Source organism: Psychrobacter sp. UBA3068 (assembly GCF_002366815.1).
Classification (GTDB): Bacteria; Pseudomonadota; Gammaproteobacteria; order Pseudomonadales; family Moraxellaceae; genus Psychrobacter; species Psychrobacter namhaensis.
Genome location: NZ_DFBY01000003.1, coordinates 19,502 through 38,609 on the forward strand (window position 1 = coordinate 19,502; position 19,108 = coordinate 38,609).

Annotated in this window: 17 protein-coding genes; 5 read left to right on the forward strand and 12 right to left on the reverse strand. The window is 45.1% G+C overall.

The annotated features are described in order from the left end of the window. The first annotated feature begins 118 nt into the window (after window positions 1-118). On the forward strand, window positions 119-1,390 hold the full coding sequence (locus B2P60_RS00595) for a cation:proton antiporter (protein WP_286738884.1): 1,272 nt from the start codon (window positions 119-121) through the stop codon (window positions 1,388-1,390). A 92-nt stretch (window positions 1,391-1,482) separates the two neighbouring features. On the opposite strand, the gene B2P60_RS00600 is transcribed toward B2P60_RS00595, so the two are convergent. Genes B2P60_RS00600 through B2P60_RS00610 form a run of 3 tightly spaced genes read right to left on the reverse strand, consistent with a single transcriptional unit; the run spans window position 1,483 to window position 4,369 of the window. Beyond that, window positions 1,483-2,031: a DUF2127 domain-containing protein gene (locus B2P60_RS00600; RefSeq protein WP_193005997.1), complete on the reverse strand. Its 549-nt coding sequence runs from the start codon at window positions 2,029-2,031 to the stop codon at window positions 1,483-1,485. Further along, the gene (locus B2P60_RS00605) at window positions 2,024-3,235 is read right to left on the reverse strand and encodes a dihydroorotase (RefSeq protein ID WP_230709239.1); all 1,212 of its coding nucleotides are present in this window, start codon (window positions 3,233-3,235) and stop codon (window positions 2,024-2,026) included. The genes B2P60_RS00600 and B2P60_RS00605 overlap by 8 nt, the downstream gene beginning before the upstream one ends. A gap of 60 nt (window positions 3,236-3,295) precedes the next feature. Beyond that, window positions 3,296-4,369, reverse strand: a complete 1,074-nt coding sequence (locus tag B2P60_RS00610) for an aspartate carbamoyltransferase catalytic subunit (RefSeq protein WP_198335015.1) — start codon at window positions 4,367-4,369, stop codon at window positions 3,296-3,298. Between the two features lie 389 nt (window positions 4,370-4,758). On the opposite strand from B2P60_RS00610, the gene B2P60_RS00615 reads away from it, so the two are divergent. Together B2P60_RS00615 and B2P60_RS00620 are read left to right on the forward strand one after the other, a co-directional pair. Further along, complete coding sequence (locus tag B2P60_RS00615) at window positions 4,759-5,739, forward strand: class 1 fructose-bisphosphatase (RefSeq protein WP_286738888.1); 981 nt, start codon at window positions 4,759-4,761, stop codon at window positions 5,737-5,739. Window positions 5,740-5,847: 108 nt separating this feature from the next. Beyond that, window positions 5,848-6,642, forward strand: coding sequence for a TrmH family RNA methyltransferase (locus B2P60_RS00620; protein ID WP_286738889.1), 795 nt, complete (start codon window positions 5,848-5,850; stop codon window positions 6,640-6,642). A gap of 81 nt (window positions 6,643-6,723) precedes the next feature. On the opposite strand, the gene B2P60_RS00625 is transcribed toward B2P60_RS00620, so the two are convergent. The 8 genes from B2P60_RS00625 to B2P60_RS00660 all read right to left on the reverse strand — a co-directional run bounded on the left by B2P60_RS00625 (window position 6,724) and on the right by B2P60_RS00660 (window position 14,481). Further along, window positions 6,724-7,656 (reverse strand): electron transfer flavoprotein subunit alpha/FixB family protein, encoded by a 933-nt coding sequence (locus tag B2P60_RS00625; RefSeq protein ID WP_193006003.1) that lies wholly within the window; start codon window positions 7,654-7,656, stop codon window positions 6,724-6,726. A 148-nt stretch (window positions 7,657-7,804) separates the two neighbouring features. Continuing rightward, a complete protein-coding gene (locus tag B2P60_RS00630; RefSeq protein WP_193006005.1) occupies window positions 7,805-8,554 on the reverse strand; it encodes an electron transfer flavoprotein subunit beta/FixA family protein in 750 nt (249 codons plus the stop codon). Between the two features lie 432 nt (window positions 8,555-8,986). Next, window positions 8,987-9,547: a DUF421 domain-containing protein gene (locus B2P60_RS00635; RefSeq protein WP_193006006.1), complete on the reverse strand. Its 561-nt coding sequence runs from the start codon at window positions 9,545-9,547 to the stop codon at window positions 8,987-8,989. Window positions 9,548-9,800: 253 nt separating this feature from the next. After that, complete coding sequence (locus B2P60_RS00640; RefSeq protein WP_057758834.1) at window positions 9,801-10,013, reverse strand: cold-shock protein; 213 nt, start codon at window positions 10,011-10,013, stop codon at window positions 9,801-9,803. 369 nt (window positions 10,014-10,382) lie between these two features. Further along, the gene (locus tag B2P60_RS00645) at window positions 10,383-10,808 is read right to left on the reverse strand and encodes a hypothetical protein (protein WP_193006007.1); all 426 of its coding nucleotides are present in this window, start codon (window positions 10,806-10,808) and stop codon (window positions 10,383-10,385) included. Between the two features lie 279 nt (window positions 10,809-11,087). Continuing rightward, window positions 11,088-12,104 carry a ketol-acid reductoisomerase gene (gene ilvC / locus B2P60_RS00650; protein ID WP_193006008.1) on the reverse strand — a complete coding sequence of 339 codons (1,017 nt, stop codon included), beginning with the start codon at window positions 12,102-12,104 and terminating at the stop codon, window positions 11,088-11,090. Window positions 12,105-12,271: 167 nt separating this feature from the next. Continuing rightward, entirely contained in the window at window positions 12,272-12,769 is a 498-nt protein-coding gene (gene ilvN / locus B2P60_RS00655) for an acetolactate synthase small subunit (protein ID WP_193006009.1), read from the reverse strand. Beyond that, complete coding sequence (locus tag B2P60_RS00660; RefSeq protein WP_193006078.1) at window positions 12,769-14,481, reverse strand: acetolactate synthase 3 large subunit; 1,713 nt, start codon at window positions 14,479-14,481, stop codon at window positions 12,769-12,771. Before B2P60_RS00660 ends, ilvN begins: the two co-directional genes overlap by 1 nt. 880 nt (window positions 14,482-15,361) lie before the next feature. On the opposite strand from B2P60_RS00660, the gene B2P60_RS00665 reads away from it, so the two are divergent. After that, window positions 15,362-15,856: a DUF4124 domain-containing protein gene (locus B2P60_RS00665; RefSeq protein WP_193006010.1), complete on the forward strand. Its 495-nt coding sequence runs from the start codon at window positions 15,362-15,364 to the stop codon at window positions 15,854-15,856. Window positions 15,857-15,859: 3 nt separating this feature from the next. Here the strand turns inward: B2P60_RS00665 and B2P60_RS00670 are convergent, their stop codons facing one another. After that, a complete protein-coding gene (locus B2P60_RS00670; RefSeq protein ID WP_286738895.1) occupies window positions 15,860-17,671 on the reverse strand; it encodes an NAD(P)H-hydrate dehydratase in 1,812 nt (603 codons plus the stop codon). 194 nt (window positions 17,672-17,865) lie between these two features. Here B2P60_RS00670 and queG point away from each other — a divergent pair, with 194 nt between their 5' ends. Beyond that, window positions 17,866-19,050: a tRNA epoxyqueuosine(34) reductase QueG gene (gene queG, locus B2P60_RS00675; RefSeq protein WP_198335022.1), complete on the forward strand. Its 1,185-nt coding sequence runs from the start codon at window positions 17,866-17,868 to the stop codon at window positions 19,048-19,050. Window positions 19,051-19,108: the final 58 nt, after the last annotated feature.

The following is a 19,108-nucleotide window of genomic DNA, read 5'->3' on the forward strand; positions in this document are numbered from 1 at the left end:
TCACACTAGCGTGGTTAGCAATTCTAATAATGCCGCATCAAACAAACGCTCAATACCTACGCCTTTCTTATAACCCCTAGGCTTAGGACAACTTTTATACTGATATGGGACCCACTTTATGGCATCTGCAACCAGCCTCACCATCCTTGAAATCAGCGCCATATTCTTATCCATTACCGCCTTGTTGACCTATGTCAATCATCGTTTTATTGGTCTGCCAACCACGATTGGTGTGATGGTGATCTCTATTGTATTGTCTATTGGCGCGATCTTTTTAGGCTTTTTAGGGTTTGAACAGCTGATTGATTACGAAGTCAGTTTGTTAGAGCAGCTTGATTTTACCGAAGTGTTGTTAGATGGCATGCTCTCTATGCTGTTATTCGCCGGCGCATTACACGTCAATGTTGGCGATTTAAAACGCTATAAGTTGCCCATTGGCATCCTTGCAGGACTGGGCACTATCGTATCAGCCATGCTTATCGCCACCGCGATTTATGTTATGTTGCCGCTGTTTGGCTTTGGCTTACCGTTTCTTTGGTGCCTATTGTTTGGCGCTTTGATATCCCCTACTGATCCTATTGCCGTTATGGGCATTCTCTCATCAGCAGGCGCACCCAAAAGTATCGAAACTGTCATCGCTGGCGAGTCACTGTTTAACGACGGTATCGGTGTGGTTATCTTTGTCTTACTGCTTGGTATTTTATCAAGTGGCGATATCCCAACGGTCAATTATGTGGCTCACACATTGGCGGTTGAGGCAGGTGGCGGTGTGATCTTTGGCTTGTTACTCGGTGCAATTTTGTATTACTTACTAAAGAGCATTGATAGCTATCAAGAGGAAGTCCTACTCACGCTAGCGGGCGTCATTGGTGGCTATGCATTGGCCAGTCATTGGCACTTATCTGGGCCTTTAGCCATGGTTATGGTGGGACTGATGGTTGGTAACCGCGGACGAGAATTGGCGATGAGCGATCGGACGCGTCACTATATTGATTTGTTTTGGGAGCTCATTGATGAGATTTTAAACGCGATTTTGTTTGTGCTCATTGGTCTAGAAGTGGTGATGATTGCTTATTCGGGTAATTTATTTATCGCCAGCGGTTTGACGATTATTATTGCGCTAGTGGCTCGGTTCATCGTCGTGGGTATGACCACCAAAACCTTTCATCGTCAGCTCGACTTACCCACAGGAGCGTGGAAAGTGCTGACGTGGGGAGGATTACGTGGCGGCATCTCGGTGGCCCTCGTGTTGCAGTTACCGGTAGGGACTGAGCGCGATATTTTATTGGCACTTACCTATGCTGTCGTCATATTCTCTATCTTGGTACAAGGGTTAAGCGTTGGTAAAGTGGCAAAAAGCATTCGCACCGATAAAACCGCAAAAGTATAACTGGTACAATAACGTCACTGCTCAAAAAGCCCGCATAAGAGTAATATCTTAGGCGGGCTTTACCAGTTAATTTAACCACTTGTAGCGTACTTTTATATCAAACCTTTTCGCTTCATATTACGATAAACCACGATAACAATTAAAATGTTTGAGACCAAAATACCAAGCTTAAACCAATCAAATGGGCTAACTAGCAAGTAATAAAGCTCAATGGGAATAAATATCCCGTAGCCAAGTACCCCAAACCAATACGCCCACGTTTTGTCTTGCCATAAGCCATAAGCTTCAAGAAAACGTAAACTGGCATAAGCAAAAATCAGCAATAAAAATAGCGACCAATTTTTGCTTGCCTGCTGAGCAATACGTACCGCGCTATCAATCTGCGGGGCCAGCAAATAACCAAAGCTTTGTTGCCAAGAAGCCGTCACAGTCGACAGCCAATGCTCAAGATTGCCATGCCACGTCCATAACGCCGCCGCCCCTAACAGCGCACCCAGCCCCTTAACCACTTCATAGATGGCCACCGCCTTGATGGACTCACTAGAAGTGCTACGCGGGCTTTCCTGCTGGCGACGTAACGTAGGCTCATTATCCTTCGAGGATGGCAGCAGATTGTCATCCTGTTGGGGGAGATTAGCCAAAGAACGTCTCCACAACACGGCCTTGTAGTTGCTGATTAAAAAACGGCGTGTTTTTGCCGTTTGATAGCATGGTTTGCGCCGTCACCTGCCATTCAAGATTGGGGTCGACCAACACAGCACCACCGATGTTTTCATATTGCTCACTAATACCTGCTATTTTTGCAGGGTTGAGACAAATTTTCTCCACCAGTTGCTCTAAGGTTAATACCTCATCATGCACCAACTGACACGCCAACGCCATAAAGGTATCAAAATTTGAGATACCTGGGGTACTCTCAGCAAACGGGGCTTTTTTGGCGGTACTGTTTAGTGGTTCATGATGGCTGCAAATTGCATCAATGGTGCCATCTTTTAGCCCACGGCGTATTGCCTGCTGGTCGGTGTTACTACGCAAAGGGGGTAGTACATAGGCTTGAGCGTTAAAGCCTTCTAAATTATCATCTGTCAAATACAGCTGATGCATCGCCACATCACAAGTCACTGGTAAGCCTTTATCTTTTGCCCAGCGCATCAACTCTATTGAAGATTTACAAGACAGTTGGCTAAAATGAGCGGCGATCCCTGTTTCTTCAACCATGAGTAATTGGGTGGACAAAGCAACTGTCTCAGCAATCCATGGAATACCTTGTAGACCGTGATATGAAGCGATATACCCTTCATGGGCGACCCCATCTCCAGACAAACTGGCCTCATCCGGGTAAAAGAATACTTTCATGCCAAAAGTCGCCGCGTACTCCAACGTACGTAGTAACACCAAGTCATTGCGAAAAGGTCGACGAGCGTTAGAGACTGCAATACAGCCACCTTTTTTTAAACCGGCGATGTTGGATGGGCGCTCACCTTCTAGCCCAGCAGTCAATGCGCCTAAAATATGCAAATAAATCCCGCCATCATCAAGCGCGCGCTCACGCAAGCCTTTGAGTAGCGAGCCGTTTTCTAAGATAGGATTGGTATCTGGGGGAATCACCACATGCAAAAAACCATTGCTGCGGGCAGCACGTCCCTCAGACTCTAGTGTGCCATGTTGCTGTTGGCCTGGCTCACGCAGGCGTGCACACAAGTCAACCAATGGTGGCAGCAGCCACATTTCACGCCCTGCTTCAAGGGCGGCCAGCTTGTCAGTTACTGTACTGGGTAATGCGTTTTTAATGGTGTCAGGAAGATGGTCACGTATCGGTGCATCAGTGTTAAGCATAATAGACATGAGCGTTATTACCGTATCAATAAAATGAGTTAAATAAGAATGAAATAGCGCGGCAGAATACTATTTGCCAGCCGCTTGATGAGCACGTTGCCCTTCCATCGCAAGTGACAAAACAGCCATGCGAATAGCAATACCGTTATTCACCTGCTTTAAGATGACGGACTGTGCGCCATCAGCGACACTAGAAGCAATCTCAACCCCGCGATTCATCGGTCCTGGATGCATTACCAGCGCATCCGGTTTGGCCAGCGCCACTCGCTCTGGCGTAATACCGTAGTGTTTGTAATATTCACTCGATGAAGCCAGTAATGGCGAGCCGATACGTTCGTTTTGAATCCTCAAACCCATAATAACATCGCAGTCAGTGACGCACTCATTCATGTTTTCATAAACTTGCACCCCATAACGCTCTATTCCTTTAGGCAACAAGGTACGTGGCGCGCAGACGCGGATATCCTTGACCCCTAAGGTTTGCAGCGCACTGATATCAGAGCGCGCGACGCGTGAATGCTTAATATCCCCCACGATAGCGACCGACAACGCTTCAAATGGGCGCGGTGCCTCACGGTGGATGGTAAGCATATCAAGCATCCCTTGCGTCGGATGCGCATGCCACCCATCACCCCCATTAATGATGGCAATGTCAGGGGTCACTTCTGTGGCCATAAAATGGGCGGCACCTGATGCTGAATGTCGCACCACAAAGATATCTGCCGTCATCGCTTGCAGATTCCACAGCGTATCACGTAGGCTCTCACCTTTTTTAGTACTGGAGCGTTCGATATCGATATTTAGCACGTTGGCACCCAGACGCTTTTCGGCGACTTCAAAGGTGGTACGCGTCCGAGTCGACGGCTCAAAAAACAAATTCATGACCGTACAGCCGTCAAGCTCAGGACGGTTGATCAATTGTCCGTTTTCATCAAAGAATGTCTCTGCTTTGGCAATAATCGCTTGCAACTGTGCTTTGTTTAGACCTTCGATGCCCAAAAAGTGGCGAATGCTACCGTCGGTGTTGAGCTGGGGGCGACTTAGTGAGGTATTGAGCCGTTGGTGAATCGTATCGGGATCAAATTTTGCATAATCAGTCGGCGAGACCGTATGTATTGAGCTGCTATCGATAGAATTTGACATAATGGCAAGTCTTTATTGTGGGTTTGTATGGGTCTATAGTAATCATTTATTTGTCTTTGTTCGAGCATTTATGTGTTGATGTACACAGACACGAGGACATTTTGACGCTTATTTGCTACAATTTACCGTAATAAAACCAGCCCTGTCACCTAAACTGAGTCGCCCTGTTAGGCAATGCCAATCAGTCTTTAGCATCCATCATAAAAAATAAGCACGTCGAAACTATAAATGAATAACAATAGATATAGTGTAGCTGATTTTGTGGTCGGGACAAAGATACCGTATAGGCAATTTATTCCATTGCTCATTTAAGGTGTGCTTAGGGCGACTACACCTATTCTCCAATTCTCATCTGTCTTTTACTGTCCAGACCATTTATAGGAAGCGTTATGACGACCTTAGCAAACTATCTCAACGAACAGGCGGTCAGCCCTGCTATTAACGACGTAATTACTACCGTCACTGACGTTGGTAAGACCATCTCACAGTTACTAAGAAAAGGGGCGTTAGCCGATATTTTAGGCGAAGCTGGCAATCAAAACGTCCAAGGTGAAGATCAAAAAAAGCTGGACGTACTGGCCAATGACTTATTGTTAGATGCCTTAGCAAAAAATGCACATTGTGCCGGTGTGGCGTCAGAAGAGCTGGATGATGCCACCCCCGCTCACGCTGATGGTAGTCTATTGGTATTGTTTGACCCACTGGATGGTTCATCAAATATCGACATCAATATGGCAGTCGGTACTATCTTCTCTGTTCTACCGTACCAACGTCAAGGGCAAACCAGTGAGAATAGTGACTTTTTGCAAGCGGGTAGTCAGCAGCTAGCAGCTGGTTACTTATTATATGGCACCTCTACCGTACTGGCGCTGACCATCACAGACAACGTGGTCATGTTCAGCTTAGACCCAGATACGAATGATTATGTGCTCATAGAAGACAACGTCCAAATCGATGCCGATACAAGTGAGTATGCCATCAACGCCTCAAACTATCGCTACTGGCGCGCACCCATGCAACAGTATATCGACGAGCTCATCGCGGGCGAAACAGGCGTGCGTGGTCGCGACTTCAATACGCGCTGGGTTGCTGCCATGGTTGGAGATGTTCATCGTATCTTATGTCGCGGTGGCCTCTTTACGTATCCGTTTGATACTAAGTACGCTCATAAAGCAGGTAAGTTACGTTTGATGTATGAAGCCAATCCGATGAGCCTGCTGATTGAGCGCGCGGGCGGCGGTGCCACTGATGCCGTCAATCGTATCTTAGATATCGAACCAACTGATATTCATCAACGCGTTCCTGTGGTGCTCGGTAGCAAAAACGAAGTCAACTACATTAAAGATCTGCATGTAAACTATTCTGAATAAAAAGCTGATTTGAACGCCCATTCAGAAAACCGGCATCATGCTACATAAATAATAAGCATGATGCTGGTTCACCAACCCACTCTATCCCTCTTCTCTAAGCGACCCACTATGGTATTAAATCCCACCGAGCTGATTACCTCAGATAAGAACACGACCGTTAAGCTCGTAAAGGCGCTGTTGGCCCAAGCACGCCAGCGTAAAAAGCATGGTCAGACAGTCGTAGAAGGCGTACACCTGATAGATGCGGCGCTGCGTAGTGACTATCCATTTGTGCAAATACTATTGTCTGAATCGGCGCGTCGCCACCCTGAGGTTCAGCAAATTTTGACTCGCCTGCCGACCTATACGCCTGTTCTCACGCTCTCAGACACCCTTTATGAGAGTATTCGCAGCTTAGGAACAGGCATCGATGTCATGGCAGTTATCAAAGTACCAATGCCTAGCTTACCGATCATCGATGAAGACTGCTTGATCTTAAATGATGTGCAAGATAGTGGTAATGTCGGCACCTTACTACGCACAGCAGCAGCCGTTGGTATCCGCAATATTCTATGTACCAGTGCGACTGCTCAAGCTTGGTCTCCTAAGACGCTAAGAGCCGGTATGGGGGCGCAGTTTGCGCTAACTATTTTTGAGGGCTTGAGTACACAAGACATTCTAGATCATGTGCAAGTCCCCCTCTTAGCGACCAGTTCACACACTGATACCTTGATTTATGATCATAATCTATCTACCCCTGTGGCGTGGATTATGGGTCATGAAGGTCAAGGCGTCTGTGACGACTTGATGCAGTGTGCCACGCCCATCGCTTTACCGCAGCCTAACGGTCAAGAGAGTCTAAACGTAGCAATTGCAGGGTCTTTATGCCTGTATGAAACCTTACGACAAAGACAGTACTCTTAGCTTATATCAAAATCACATGACATAAAAAAACCCACTATCAACTGATAATGGGTTTTTTATACCTCTATCACGACTGAGATATTAAACCTTGCTGGTTAGCTCAGGTAGTGCGTCGAATAAATCTGCTTCTAGGAAGTAATCAGCCACGCTAGCGATAGGGGCTTCTGGGTCGTTGTTGATAGCAACAATGACTTTAGAGTCTTTCATACCCGCTAGATGCTGAATCGCACCTGAGATACCAGCTGCGATATATAGCTGCGGTGCAACGATTTTACCCGTTTGACCGACCTGCATATCGTTTGGTACATAACCTGCGTCAACAGCGGCACGTGATGCACCAACCGCAGCGCCTAGCTTATCAGCCAATGGCTCGATATATTTGGTGAAGTTTTCACCATTTGCCAAGGCACGACCACCAGAAACAACAATGCCTGCTGACGTCAATTCTGGACGGTCAGATTTGGCCATCTCTTCATTAACAAAGCTTGCTTTACCCGTTTCTTGTACGTTGTCGATTGTTTCAACAGTGGCTGAGCCGCCTTCGCTTGCGACTGGATCAAACGCCGTGGTACGTACGGTCAATACGACTTTATCTTCTGACGTTTTTACGGTTGCCGTCGCGTTACCTGCATAGATAGGACGCTCAAACGTTTGGGCATCGACCACACCAGAGATTTCTGACAACATGCTGACGTCAAGCAAAGCTGCAACACGTGGCATAAAGTTCTTACCAGTGGTCGTTGCAGCCGCGATGATGTGGCTGTAATCGCTAGCAACATCAGCCACCAACAATGCGACGTTACCGGCCAATTGATGCTCATAAGCGGCGTTGTCTGCCAATAGTACTTTAGTCACGCCTTCCGCTTTTGCAGCTTCATCAGCGACCGCTTGAGCACCACTACCTGCAACCAACACATGGATATCATCACCCATTTGCTTAGCAGCAGCGATCGTGTTCAAAGTTGCCTTTTTTAGACTGGCATTGTCATGTTCTGCATATACCAAAATAGCCATGGTTTTAATCCTTTATTTATTCGTATTATCTATTCATGCGGTTGTTTGTGTACAAAGTCATTGATACGGATTGTTTGGATCTACACCCAACCCAGCGCCATAACTTTACACATGATATGCCGTAGCGAAGTATCCAATCATTGAAATATTAAATGACTTTTGCTTCGTTTTTTAGCTTATCGACCAACTCATCAACTGACCCTACTGTAATACCAGCTTTGCGTTCAGCAGGTGGCACGACTTTAATAATCTCTTGCTTAGACGCCATCTCAACACCAAAATCAGCTGGCGTTTTTTCATCAAGTGGCTTCTTCTTCGCTTTCATGATGTTAGGCAGTTTAGCGTAACGTGGCTCATTCAAACGTAGGTCAGTCGTGATGACCGCTGGCAAGTCAAGAGCAACAGTTTGTAGGCCGCCGTCGATTTCACGCGTCACGTTTACTTTATCGCCTTCCACTTTCACTTCTGAGGCAAATGTACCCTGACCGATACCCATCAACGCCGCTAGCATCTGACCCGTTTGGTTATTGTCATCGTCAATCGCTTGCTTACCTAATAAGATAATATCAGTGCTTTCAGTTTCAGCGATATTTTTTAGAATCTTAGCAACTTGTAATGGATATGGTTTTTCGTCACTCACTACTAATATGCCACGGTCAGCACCCAATGCTAGGGCTGCACGGATCTGCTCTTGTGATTCTTTTGGACCGATAGACGCAACAATGATCTCATCAATCACGCCAGCTTCTTTTAGACGCACCGCTTCTTCTACTGCGATTTCATCAAAAGGGTTGATTGACATTTTAGTGTTTGATAAGTCAACGCCAGAGTTATCGGCTTTTACACGAACTTTTACGTTATAATCAATGACACGCTTGACCGCTACTAATGCTTTCATACGTTCCTCGTTTATTAATGTTATGAATTAAAAATTGTCAGTTAAGAACCAAAGGTTCATGGTTTTGCAAACTGTCGTTCAAAGTACTACTCAAGGTTATTACTGCAACAGCAGAAAATCATTAATTGAGCAAGATACACCAATAGTAAAAACCATATTGGCCTCATACACCCTTTTAATAAAATCCACTAAAGCTAAGCCAACCGTTATTATCAGACCTATGTATCTTGCGTGAGCACGGGCCTAAGGTCAAGACAACGCCGTGAATAATGCGTCATAAATTTGTCACCACTCTACAATATATAGTCTATAAGCACACAATTTCACCGTTTTTTGCTAGAGCTTTGTCTTTTATAGCATTACCCCTGCTCTATTCGCTTAATAATTGGTTGTTATTTATCGGCTCCACAATGTAGGCACACTAGAACAGTACTACGATGCGCTTTTTTTAGGCTTAATCAGCAACTCACTGTCCCGTATATCATTAAATAACGTCCAATCAGGCGTGACGTCATTGTTTTTAATCACGCTCATGTCCCCTGTCGTCTCCATGATAACGGCAAACACTTCCGTTTTAGACTTGAGACCATTTTTACGCAATACTTCTTGGACGTCACTGGTGCTGAGATTGGCTTCTTTTAAATTATCCTCAAAATACTCACCATGGGCCATTAATATGATGGCCTGATTGTCTATTAAAGATTTCAGCGGTTTTATTTTACGTCTGAGGACCGAGATAACACCTTGAATCAAGAATAACACAGCAACAGCAAATAAACCTTGTAGCAGCGACGGCGTATCAGAGAGTACGGTTGAAGCAAGTATGCTACCAATGGCAACTGTCATTGCAAAATCGTGGCTTGAAAGCTTAGAGAAACTCCGCAGCCCCATCACCCGCGTGCACAGCATTAATCCTATGTAAAATCCTAGTGCAGATAAAGAGATGCCCAGCACTTGCTGCCAATCAATCGAAAACCAAGTCTCCCAATTCATAGAATATCCTTTTTTATTATGTTTTTATTGAGCCGACACTCCCTGTTACCTGATGACACTCGTGGCCATAATCAACACTGGAGTAATATTTCAAGAAAAATTTATATAAAAAAAGCAACCTGATGAGAGGTTGCTCTTTTTTAAAGTCGAAACAGTATTTTTATTGTTTTAACAAACAAAGTAATCAATGCATCTTCGCAATCTTACTGTGATTAAACACCCTGAAAGTCAGTGTACTCAATCTCAAGTGAGATTAGATAGCTTCGATTTGCTCAGCTTGTGGGCCTTTTTTGCCATCACCTAAGATGAAAGACACTTTTTGGCCTTCGGCTAGCGTTTTGAAACCGTTACCTTGGATAGCGCTGTAGTGAGCGAATACGTCTTGTCCGCCGTTGTCTTGAGCGATAAAACCAAAACCTTTAGCTTCATTAAACCACTTTACAGTGCCTTCAACTTTATCTGACATAAATTTTCCTGACTCTTTAACTGTTGGCGAGACTTGTGTCATCACCGATTAATTGATATATACCCGAGTATTTTTTGCTGAAAGCGGCGGTTACTAATTCTAAATAATCTTTAAGAAAACTTAAAATTTTTACCTCAAATACTTTGGGTACAGCCTGATTATAACAGTTTTCTATGCAGGTAACAGGCTAAATTGATGATTTTTGTAAATAATTGCCAACTATCTTGACAAATAAAAACAGAGTAAGCAAAACCATGTATATCATTGATATTAAAATAACTTTTCGGTGAGCCCCATCACTACTCTAAAGCGCTCTCTAAGATCAACCAGACAGGAAGGAGGACGCTAGGTTAAAACCGCAGTCATTTCTTACTGTGAAATCGGCAACCAGGGTGAGGCTAACACCAACAAACAAAGCGCAAAAAATATCAGTGAAAACGATTGGCTATAAGCGATGTATTTGGTGGGTATCACCAAATCTTTAGGAGAATCCGGTATGCCTTTACGTTTTAACAGCCGCGTCCCATAAACCCAGCCGAAAGTGGTGTAGATACCATAGGCCGCAGGTACGGCGATGGCCAATGGCGTCAGATCAATCACATACAACATGACGACAGAAACAAAGAACCATGAGGTGTCTAAGAGAGAGCTGATTTGAAAAAACTTGGACTTGGGCAATTTGCCATCCGTTTTTTTAAGCATCTCTCCTTCTATCCAAATTAAAACGGCTACCACAGCACTAAGAGTAACATACACGAATTGCGGCGTTAGCCAGTCAGGATAAGATATTTGCACAACACACAACCTGTAATCTAGAGAAAATAAGAAAGAAGAAATCTTTTGCTTTATTTAACAGCCCAACATCAAACGAAGATAATAATCCCCTAAGCGGGTCGGCCGTTAACGAACACAATGACGCTTGCCTACATTGGGTAGCTGTTATTGATTTTCAACCCACCTAGGCCGATCAGTGGAAAACATCCACCAAATAGCGCTCAATAAAAACCCCGTGCCATCAAGTGATAGCACGGGGGTTTATTTTGAGGCACGAATATCTAATCGCTCAATGCTGTATTAGTTTTTGTCTTTATCGATAATTTTATTGCCACCAATCCAAGGCATCATACCGCGCAACTTAGCACCCGTCACTTCAATTTGATGCTCAGCGTTGTTGCGGCGACGAGCAGTCATTGATGGGTAGTTGGTTGCCCCTTCAGAGATGAACATTTTTGCGTATTCACCAGACTGAATGCGTTTTAGCGCATTACGCATGGCTTCACGTGACTGCTCATTGATGACTTCAGGACCAGTCACATATTCGCCGTATTCAGCGTTGTTACTGATTGAATAGTTCATGTCAGCGATACCGCCTTCATACATCAAGTCAACGATCAGCTTAAGCTCATGTAAGCATTCAAAATAAGCCATTTCTGGGGCATAGCCTGCTTCTGTTAGGGTTTCAAAGCCCATTTTTACCAGTTCTACAGCGCCGCCACAAAGCACTGCTTGCTCACCAAACAAGTCAGTTTCTGTCTCATCTTTGAACGTTGTTTCAATAATGCCTGAACGACCACCACCAACACCAGCGGCATAAGAAAGCGCAACTTGTTTGGCTTGACCTGAGGCATCTTGATAGATAGCGATAAGGTCAGGAATACCGCCGCCTTTTGTGAATTCAGAGCGTACTGTATGGCCTGGTGCTTTTGGTGCAACCATGATGACATCAAGATCGCCACGTGGAACCACTTGGTTATAATGAATCGCAAAACCATGAGCAAACGCTAATGTTGCGCCTTCTTTGATATTTGGCTCAATCACGTCACTGTAAAGCTCTTTTTGGAACTCATCAGGCGTCAAAATCATCACCACGTCAGCCGCTTTTACCGCGTCTTCTACTTCAGCAACTTTCAAGCCAGCGTTTTCCGCTTTTTTCCATGAGCTTGAGTTGGCACGTAGGCCAACAGTCACGTCGACGTCTGAATCTTGTAGGTTAAGTGCGTGCGCGTGGCCTTGTGAACCGTAACCAATAATCGCAACCTTTTTGCCTTGGATAATCGATAGATCACAGTCTTTATCATAATAAACGTTCATAAGTAGAGTCCTTTTCCTCAATCATGGCAAGCCATGGATAAATAAACGCTTAGGTTACAGTCACTGTCTTAAAGTGAGTTGCTATATAAGCGCTATGTTAAGTGTCGAATAAATAAGTATTAAATGGAGTGTATGAAACACCGTATTTGAAAAACAGTAAATGCTGGTTATACGCTTAGCGTTTTTTCGCCGCGAGCAATACCAATGACACCCGAGCGTACCACTTCCATTATGCGTTCGCGGCCAATGACATCAATAAAACCGTCCAGCTTGGCTTTGTCACCGACAATTTGAATCGTATAAAGATTAGAGTTTACATCAACGATTTGTGCGCGAAAAATATCTGCACTTCGTTTAATCTCTTCACGGACACCGCCAGTCGCTCGGACTTTTATGAGCATTAATTCGCGCTCAACGTGCACGTTCTCTGTTAGATTTAGCACTTTAACCACTTCAATCAATTTATGCAATTGTTTGGTGATTTGCTCGATTCTTTCAGGCGACGTAATGGTGGTTACTGTTAGACGCGAGATACTTGGATCATCAGTGGGTGCGACATTTAGCGTTTCGATATTGTAGCCACGCTGTGAGAACAAGCCGACTAGCCGCGACAACGAACCCGCTTCGTTTTCCATCAGTACCGAAATCAGATGTTGTTGTTGCATTAGGTACGCTCCCCTTTTGTTAACCACATATCACGCATCGTCTGCCCAGCGATTTGCATCGGATACACATGCTCATTACGATCGACATAAACGTCGATAAATACCAGTCTGTCTTTGATTGCCATGGCTTCAGCCAACTGTGCTTCCATGGTTGCAGGATCAGTAATTTTGACACCAACATGGCCATAGCTTTCAGCCAATTTTACAAAATCTGGCAAAGAGTTCATGTACGACTGCGCGTGACGGCCTTCATATAGCATGTCTTGCCACTGCTTCACCATCCCTAGCTGGGCGTTATTTAAATTTAATATTTTGACCGGCAAGTTGTACTGTAGGCAAGTGGATAGCTCTTGAATGTTCATCTGAATAGAGCCTTCACCAGTAATACACACCACATCACGCTCAGGGTTGGCAAGCTTCGCTGCCATGGCATATGGCAGACCAACGCCCATCGTCCCAAGACCACCTGAGTTTAGCCACTGACGAGGCTCATCGTACGTATAGTAGAGAGCGGCAAACATCTGATGCTGGCCGACGTCACTCGTGATAATGGCTTTGCCATCAGTAACCTTACACAAGGCTTGTACGACACTTTGCGGTTTAATGCCTTCATCTGTGCTGGTGTCATAGCGCAGGCCATGGCGCTTACGCCACTCATTAATCTGTGACCACCAGTCTAACAGGGCATGCTGCTCAAGCTCTTTATCATCACCGATAATGTCTAACATGTCAGTCAATACTGATTTTACATCGCCCACAATAGGAATATGAGCAAGAATCGTTTTAGAAATCGAAGCCGGGTCGATATCGATATGGATAATCGTCGCATTCGGGCAGAATTTTTTGACATTATTGGTCACGCGATCATCAAAACGCGCGCCCACTGCCAAAATCACGTCGGCATGATGCATACTCATATTGGCTTCATAAGTGCCGTGCATGCCCAGCATACCTAAGAACTGACGATCAGAACCTGGGAAAGTGCCAAGGCCCATTAACGTGTTGGTCACAGGCAAGTTTAAGCGATGAGCAAGATCCGTGAGCTCTTCATGCGCCTTGCTCCAAATCACACCGCCACCCGCATAAACAACCGGACGCTGCGCAGACAATAAGGTCTCAACCGCTTTTTTGATTTGACCCGTGTGACCTTTTAGTGACGGCTGATAAGAGCGTATGAATACCTCTTCTGGATACTCATAAGCAAATTTTTCGCTCGGGGCGGTCATGTCTTTTGGTACATCAATGACGACTGGGCCTGGGCGTCCAGACTGTGCAATATGAAAGGCTTTTTTGACAATACTTGGAATTTCACTAGCATGGCGCACCTGAAAGCTGTGCTTGACGATAGGACGCGATACACCGACCATATCTGTTTCTTGAAAAGCATCTTCACCGATTAAGCTGCTAGGCACCTGACCTGATATCACGACCATCGGCACTGAGTCCATAAAGGCAGTTGCAATAGCAGTTACCGTATTGGTCGCGCCAGGACCTGACGTTGCCAGTACGACACCCGTGCTCCCAGTCACTCGTGAATAGGCATCTGCCATATGGCCCGCTGCTTGCTCATGACGCACTAAGATATGCTCAATCGCTTCTTGCTGAAACAGCGCATCATAAATGTGCAATACCGCACCACCTGGATAACCAAAGATATACTTGACACCTTCGTCAGTCAGCGCTTGTACCAACATCTCAGCACCGGACAACATCACAGGCTGCGTGCTACCTTCTGCAAGGCGTTGCTGCTTTTCTTCAAAATTTTTGGCGGCATTACCCGTTTGGGTGTGTCCAGTCATATTTGGACTTTGCGTGGTTTGCGTCACTGTCGTCACCTTTTTTCAAGAATGTGTGCCCGCTATATTTCTCAGTCATACTGCTTGATAAGACAGCATACTGCTCAAACATAGCAATATATTTAGGGTCAGCTTTGCGACAGGCGTTTACTATATACAGTGACAAGATGCGAGTGCATCTATAAAAGAAGCTTATTATTGAGGATTGACAACAGCCAGCATTTATAACAGATTGATGTATACAAAGACATTCATATAGACAAATAAAGTAATTTTCATAGCCAATACTGCGTTGTAAGATCACTAGATTTTACAATAAGGTCATTAAAAATAATTTCATATCTAAATTTTTGGCCTGTTTAACACAATCGCTAGTATAAGATTTAGCGCGTTTCAAATAATAAGTTTATCTTAGTCATTGTAGACAGATAAGTCCGGAGACAATGTATAAACGTATCAGTAGCAATCGTGATGATTATTACCTTTTTTATAGCATTGTCACAAAGAAAACAAAACTGCATAAGCCACTGATAAGCCACCCGTAGTCCATGTTTTCAAGTGCCACGGCAATATCATAAAAGCCGCTCACTGACCAATCAACTGTTATTATATTCGATGGTTTGTGAGCTATTGTCAAGAAAAACTTCTAACACCTATACCAAACTATTGGTTATCAAATTTTTTAAATTCATAAGTATTATTTGTTAAAATCAAACCCTCGTAAATTTTAGTGCCATTAAAACACGCAAATGTTATATTGACCTGTCTGCTTCTACCAATTGAGAGGATTGCTTCTATGGCATATGCCATTCAGATAAACACCGCCGCTAAAATGCTTATCAGTACGGCGTGTATGCTAGTGCTATCCATGAATGCCAGTCAGGCCGTTCAAGTGTATAAGTCTATCGGTGCGCATGGTGAAGTTAAATACAGCCAACATGCGCCGCAAAATGGCAAAAATGTTGAGTTACTCGAATTTCGGAGTGACGGTAGACAAAGCAATGCAGGAGAGATGGCAGGCAAAACAGATGCCAATCAGGGCAGCACACAAAGTGCAGAAGAACAGCGAGTTGCCCAGCTAGAGGCGCGTATTAAAGAGCAAGAAGCTCAAGCTAATGCCCAGCGCTGCCAGTCACTACGCAATAACTTGACCAACTTAAATGTCGGCGGACGTATCTATGAGATGGATGCCAATGGCAATCGTCAGTATTTGGACGGCCGTGAAATTGAGCTAAAACGTGAGCGCGTCCAACAGGCGATCGATCAGTATTGTGGCAACGCTACTACCTAAATGTTAGGCATGGACGCCAAGCTGCATAACATGACGAATGGCTGCAGGCATGTCTTGCGCTTGTAGCCCTCGTTGACCAATCAGTAGCGTGTCCTTGTCGCCACTCTTTGTCTGGTTAGCCAGTATATCCCCTGCTATCCCATGTATCATGGCCGCTTGGTGCAGGCTGCGCGCTTCTGTTTCTAAGTCTTGTTGTGCTAACAACCCAGCAATGACGCCAGACAGCACATCGCCCATACCAGCCGTTGCCATACCAGCATTCCCGGCCCCGCAAACATAAACCTGCTCTCGCGCTGAGCCCTGCTCTAACACCAAAGAACCGGCGCCTTTTAGTACCCAGTCACCGCCATAAGTCTCCGCACACTGCTTTATAGCGGCCAATCTATCACTTTCTACCTCATGCACTTTTTTATCCAGTAATCTAGCAGCTTCCCCACTGTGCGGTGTCAAACAAATCTGATGACCAACACTATATTGTCTTAATTGAGTTATAAGTTCATGATTGTCCGTCTGTAGCGTCGCCAAATGATACAGACCATCCGCATCGATAACGATGGATTTCTCCTCCACTATGGCCGCTTGTACATAATTTATAAACAGGGCTTCTGCTTTTTTATCACGGCCCAGACCCATGCCAATGGCAATCACACTGGCGTCTTTAATCAAACCCTTTACCCCGTCGCTATCATGTAGATTGATCGTCATCGCATCGGGCAATGAGGTTAGTAGCGCCCCATGAAAAGCCTCATGGCAGGCCACTGTGATTTTCCCCGCCCCTGTTGCCATGGTGCTGGACGAAGACAGTATCGCAGCCCCGCCCATGCCTTGTGAGCCATCAACACGATTACCCCCGATAATCAGTACGTGTCCATAACTGCCCTTATAGCTATTTTGGCGGCGTGCAGTGAATCCCCGTGCAGCTGTCAGCAGTGTGGCAATGGGTGTCAACACTTGATTGGCCTGTCGACTGTTTTTTTTGTCAGCTCCTGTCTGCTGAAGGGCTGTTTGATAAGGTATCAGCGGTATATCGCGCACTTCCCCGCTATAGTCGGCCCCATCTTTGGTGTGCAGACCAAATTTTCGTGCAATCAGACACAACGTCACATCCGCTTGGATAGCTATGCGCTCGAACACCTCTCCAGTAGAAGCAACCAATCCACTTGGAACATCGACTGCGATTGCTAACGCATTGTTTTGTTGGACGGTACGATTAAAAGTGTGGATGGCCTGCTGATAGATACCTTCAGGTGCACGATCAAGTCCAATACCAAATAATGCGTCGATACAGACATCCGCTGGCAAAACGCTTTCACTTAAACCATTCTGATTGTCGCCACTGTCTTCAAAGCGTTGGTATTCACAGTTAGCAGATATAGCGATGTATCGCGCTTTTGCCGCGTCGTTAGTTGTGAAACTAGTGGTATTAGACATCTCCGCTGTGTTATTTATATCAAGCGCTTGCTTTTCAAAACCGACCGTTATTACTTTTACTTGCCAGCCAGCTTGACGCAAATAGTGAGCAATCAGCCAACCATCACCCCCGTTATTGCCCTTTCCTACCCAAACACTGGCTCGAGGTGGTCGGCTATGACTAGTGTAAAATTTGCTGTTGACAGATGAGGGGGTTTTTAACTGTTTTTGTTCATAAATTTGCTCTATCTGTTGCGCCATTTGCCAAGCCGCTTGTTTCATCAACCCAAAGCTGTCATGCCCTTCTGCAAACCATGCTTGCTCCATAGCATAGATCTGCTCACTACTATAGAGTGCTAACGGTTTTTTGGTTGTTGTGCATAATACATTGGCGTGAGTTTGCATGGCTGACCCTCGTTTATTTTTATTGGTTTATTTTATATTACGGTAAAACTGACTGAATTTTTACTTTTATTAGCTTAGCAAAGCTTACTTTGTCTTGTGTATCAATATGAAGCCATGTTTATTTGCTTTTATGCTTGCGCTCTGCGCTCACTGGCTTATCATAACGGTATTCACATCATTCCTTACTGCCATACATGAATAATTCCACCAAACCGAACATAGTACACTCTGCAAACCAAATTGCCGTTAATAACAAGACAGTATTTGCAACGCCAGCAGACGTTAAGCTATGGATTAAAGCGCAAGCACAAGCGTTAGGATTTGCTGACTGTGGTTTCTTATCTGTCCATCATCCTTTGTTTGCTCAGCAGATTGTGCAATTGCAGCAATGGTTAGATAAAGGCTATGAAGGTCAATTGCAGTTCATGCACCACAACCATCATCTGCGCGCCAATCCTGCCCAGCTGGTAGAGGGCGCCAAGACTATCATCAGCGTGCGTATGGACTATCTCACCCAAGCGCCGACACCACGTACTGTTACTGACAATGATCATCCCAATCAAGGTATCATTGCGCGTTATGCCAGAGGGCGCGATTATCATAAAACAATGCGCAGTCGTCTAAAAAAATTGGCATTAACGATTGAAGCCATGCTGTCTGACTGGCAACACCTTAACATTGGCTCAGAACAAGACTTTATTTTCAGACCCTTTAGCGACTCTGCCCCCATTTTTGAGCGCCCTATTGCTGATGCTGCCGGTCTGGGCTGGACAGGAAAGCACACCCTACTACTCAACAAGCAAGCGGGGTCATTTTTCGTCCTAGGTGAACTATTTATCAGCCTCGAGTTGCCTGATGACACACCTGTCAAAGCGCACTGTGGCAGTTGTAGCGCATGTATCGATATCTGCCCTACTCAGGCGATTGTTGCCCCTTATGAGCTCAATGCCGCAGCCTGCATCTCTTATCTTACGATTGAACACGATGGCGTTATCGATACTAAATATCGACGCGCGATTGGCAATCGTGTCTTTGGCTGTGACGACTGCCAGCTTATCTGCCCATGGAACCGTTACGCCAACCTTACTGCCATCGATGACTTCGCCCCACGGCATAGTCTTGATAACAGCAGCTTACTTGAGCTGTGGCAATGGCAAGAAGCCGACTTTATGAAAAAGACCGAAGGCAGCCCCCTTCGACGCACAGGTTATGTGAATTTTTTACGCAATATTGCCATTGGACTAGGGAACGCTAACGCCAGTTTGGAGATCGCCAATCAGTTAGCGTCTAAACTAGGAATACACAATGACATGCTTGATGAACATATCAGGTGGGCATTAGCTGAACAATACAACAAACTCAAGAACGTCAAACTATAATTTTGTGTTTAGATAAACCAAAAAATGCCTCTTATTTGAACTGACCCCCAAAACTTGG

What these genes read in the sequence shown, in the direction of transcription:
- B2P60_RS00595 (WP_286738884.1), top strand. Translation starts at nt 119, where the DNA reads ATGGCATCTGCAACCAGCCTCACCATCCTTGAAATCAGCGCCATATTC.
- B2P60_RS00605 (WP_230709239.1), bottom strand. Translation starts at nt 3,235, where the DNA reads ATGTCTATTATGCTTAACACTGATGCACCGATACGTGACCATCTTCCT.
- B2P60_RS00610 (WP_198335015.1), bottom strand. Translation starts at nt 4,369, where the DNA reads ATGTCAAATTCTATCGATAGCAGCTCAATACATACGGTCTCGCCGACT.
- B2P60_RS00615 (WP_286738888.1), top strand. Translation starts at nt 4,759, where the DNA reads ATGACGACCTTAGCAAACTATCTCAACGAACAGGCGGTCAGCCCTGCT.
- B2P60_RS00620 (WP_286738889.1), top strand. Translation starts at nt 5,848, where the DNA reads ATGGTATTAAATCCCACCGAGCTGATTACCTCAGATAAGAACACGACC.
- B2P60_RS00625 (WP_193006003.1), bottom strand. Translation starts at nt 7,656, where the DNA reads ATGGCTATTTTGGTATATGCAGAACATGACAATGCCAGTCTAAAAAAG.
- B2P60_RS00630 (WP_193006005.1), bottom strand. Translation starts at nt 8,554, where the DNA reads ATGAAAGCATTAGTAGCGGTCAAGCGTGTCATTGATTATAACGTAAAA.
- B2P60_RS00635 (WP_193006006.1), bottom strand. Translation starts at nt 9,547, where the DNA reads ATGAATTGGGAGACTTGGTTTTCGATTGATTGGCAGCAAGTGCTGGGC.
- B2P60_RS00640 (WP_057758834.1), bottom strand. Translation starts at nt 10,013, where the DNA reads ATGTCAGATAAAGTTGAAGGCACTGTAAAGTGGTTTAATGAAGCTAAA.
- ilvC (WP_193006008.1), bottom strand. Translation starts at nt 12,104, where the DNA reads ATGAACGTTTATTATGATAAAGACTGTGATCTATCGATTATCCAAGGC.
- ilvN (WP_193006009.1), bottom strand. Translation starts at nt 12,769, where the DNA reads ATGCAACAACAACATCTGATTTCGGTACTGATGGAAAACGAAGCGGGT.
- B2P60_RS00660 (WP_193006078.1), bottom strand. Translation starts at nt 14,481, where the DNA reads ATGTTGTCCGGTGCTGAGATGTTGGTACAAGCGCTGACTGACGAAGGT.
- B2P60_RS00665 (WP_193006010.1), top strand. Translation starts at nt 15,362, where the DNA reads ATGGCATATGCCATTCAGATAAACACCGCCGCTAAAATGCTTATCAGT.
- B2P60_RS00670 (WP_286738895.1), bottom strand. Translation starts at nt 17,671, where the DNA reads ATGCAAACTCACGCCAATGTATTATGCACAACAACCAAAAAACCGTTA.
- queG (WP_198335022.1), top strand. Translation starts at nt 17,866, where the DNA reads ATGAATAATTCCACCAAACCGAACATAGTACACTCTGCAAACCAAATT.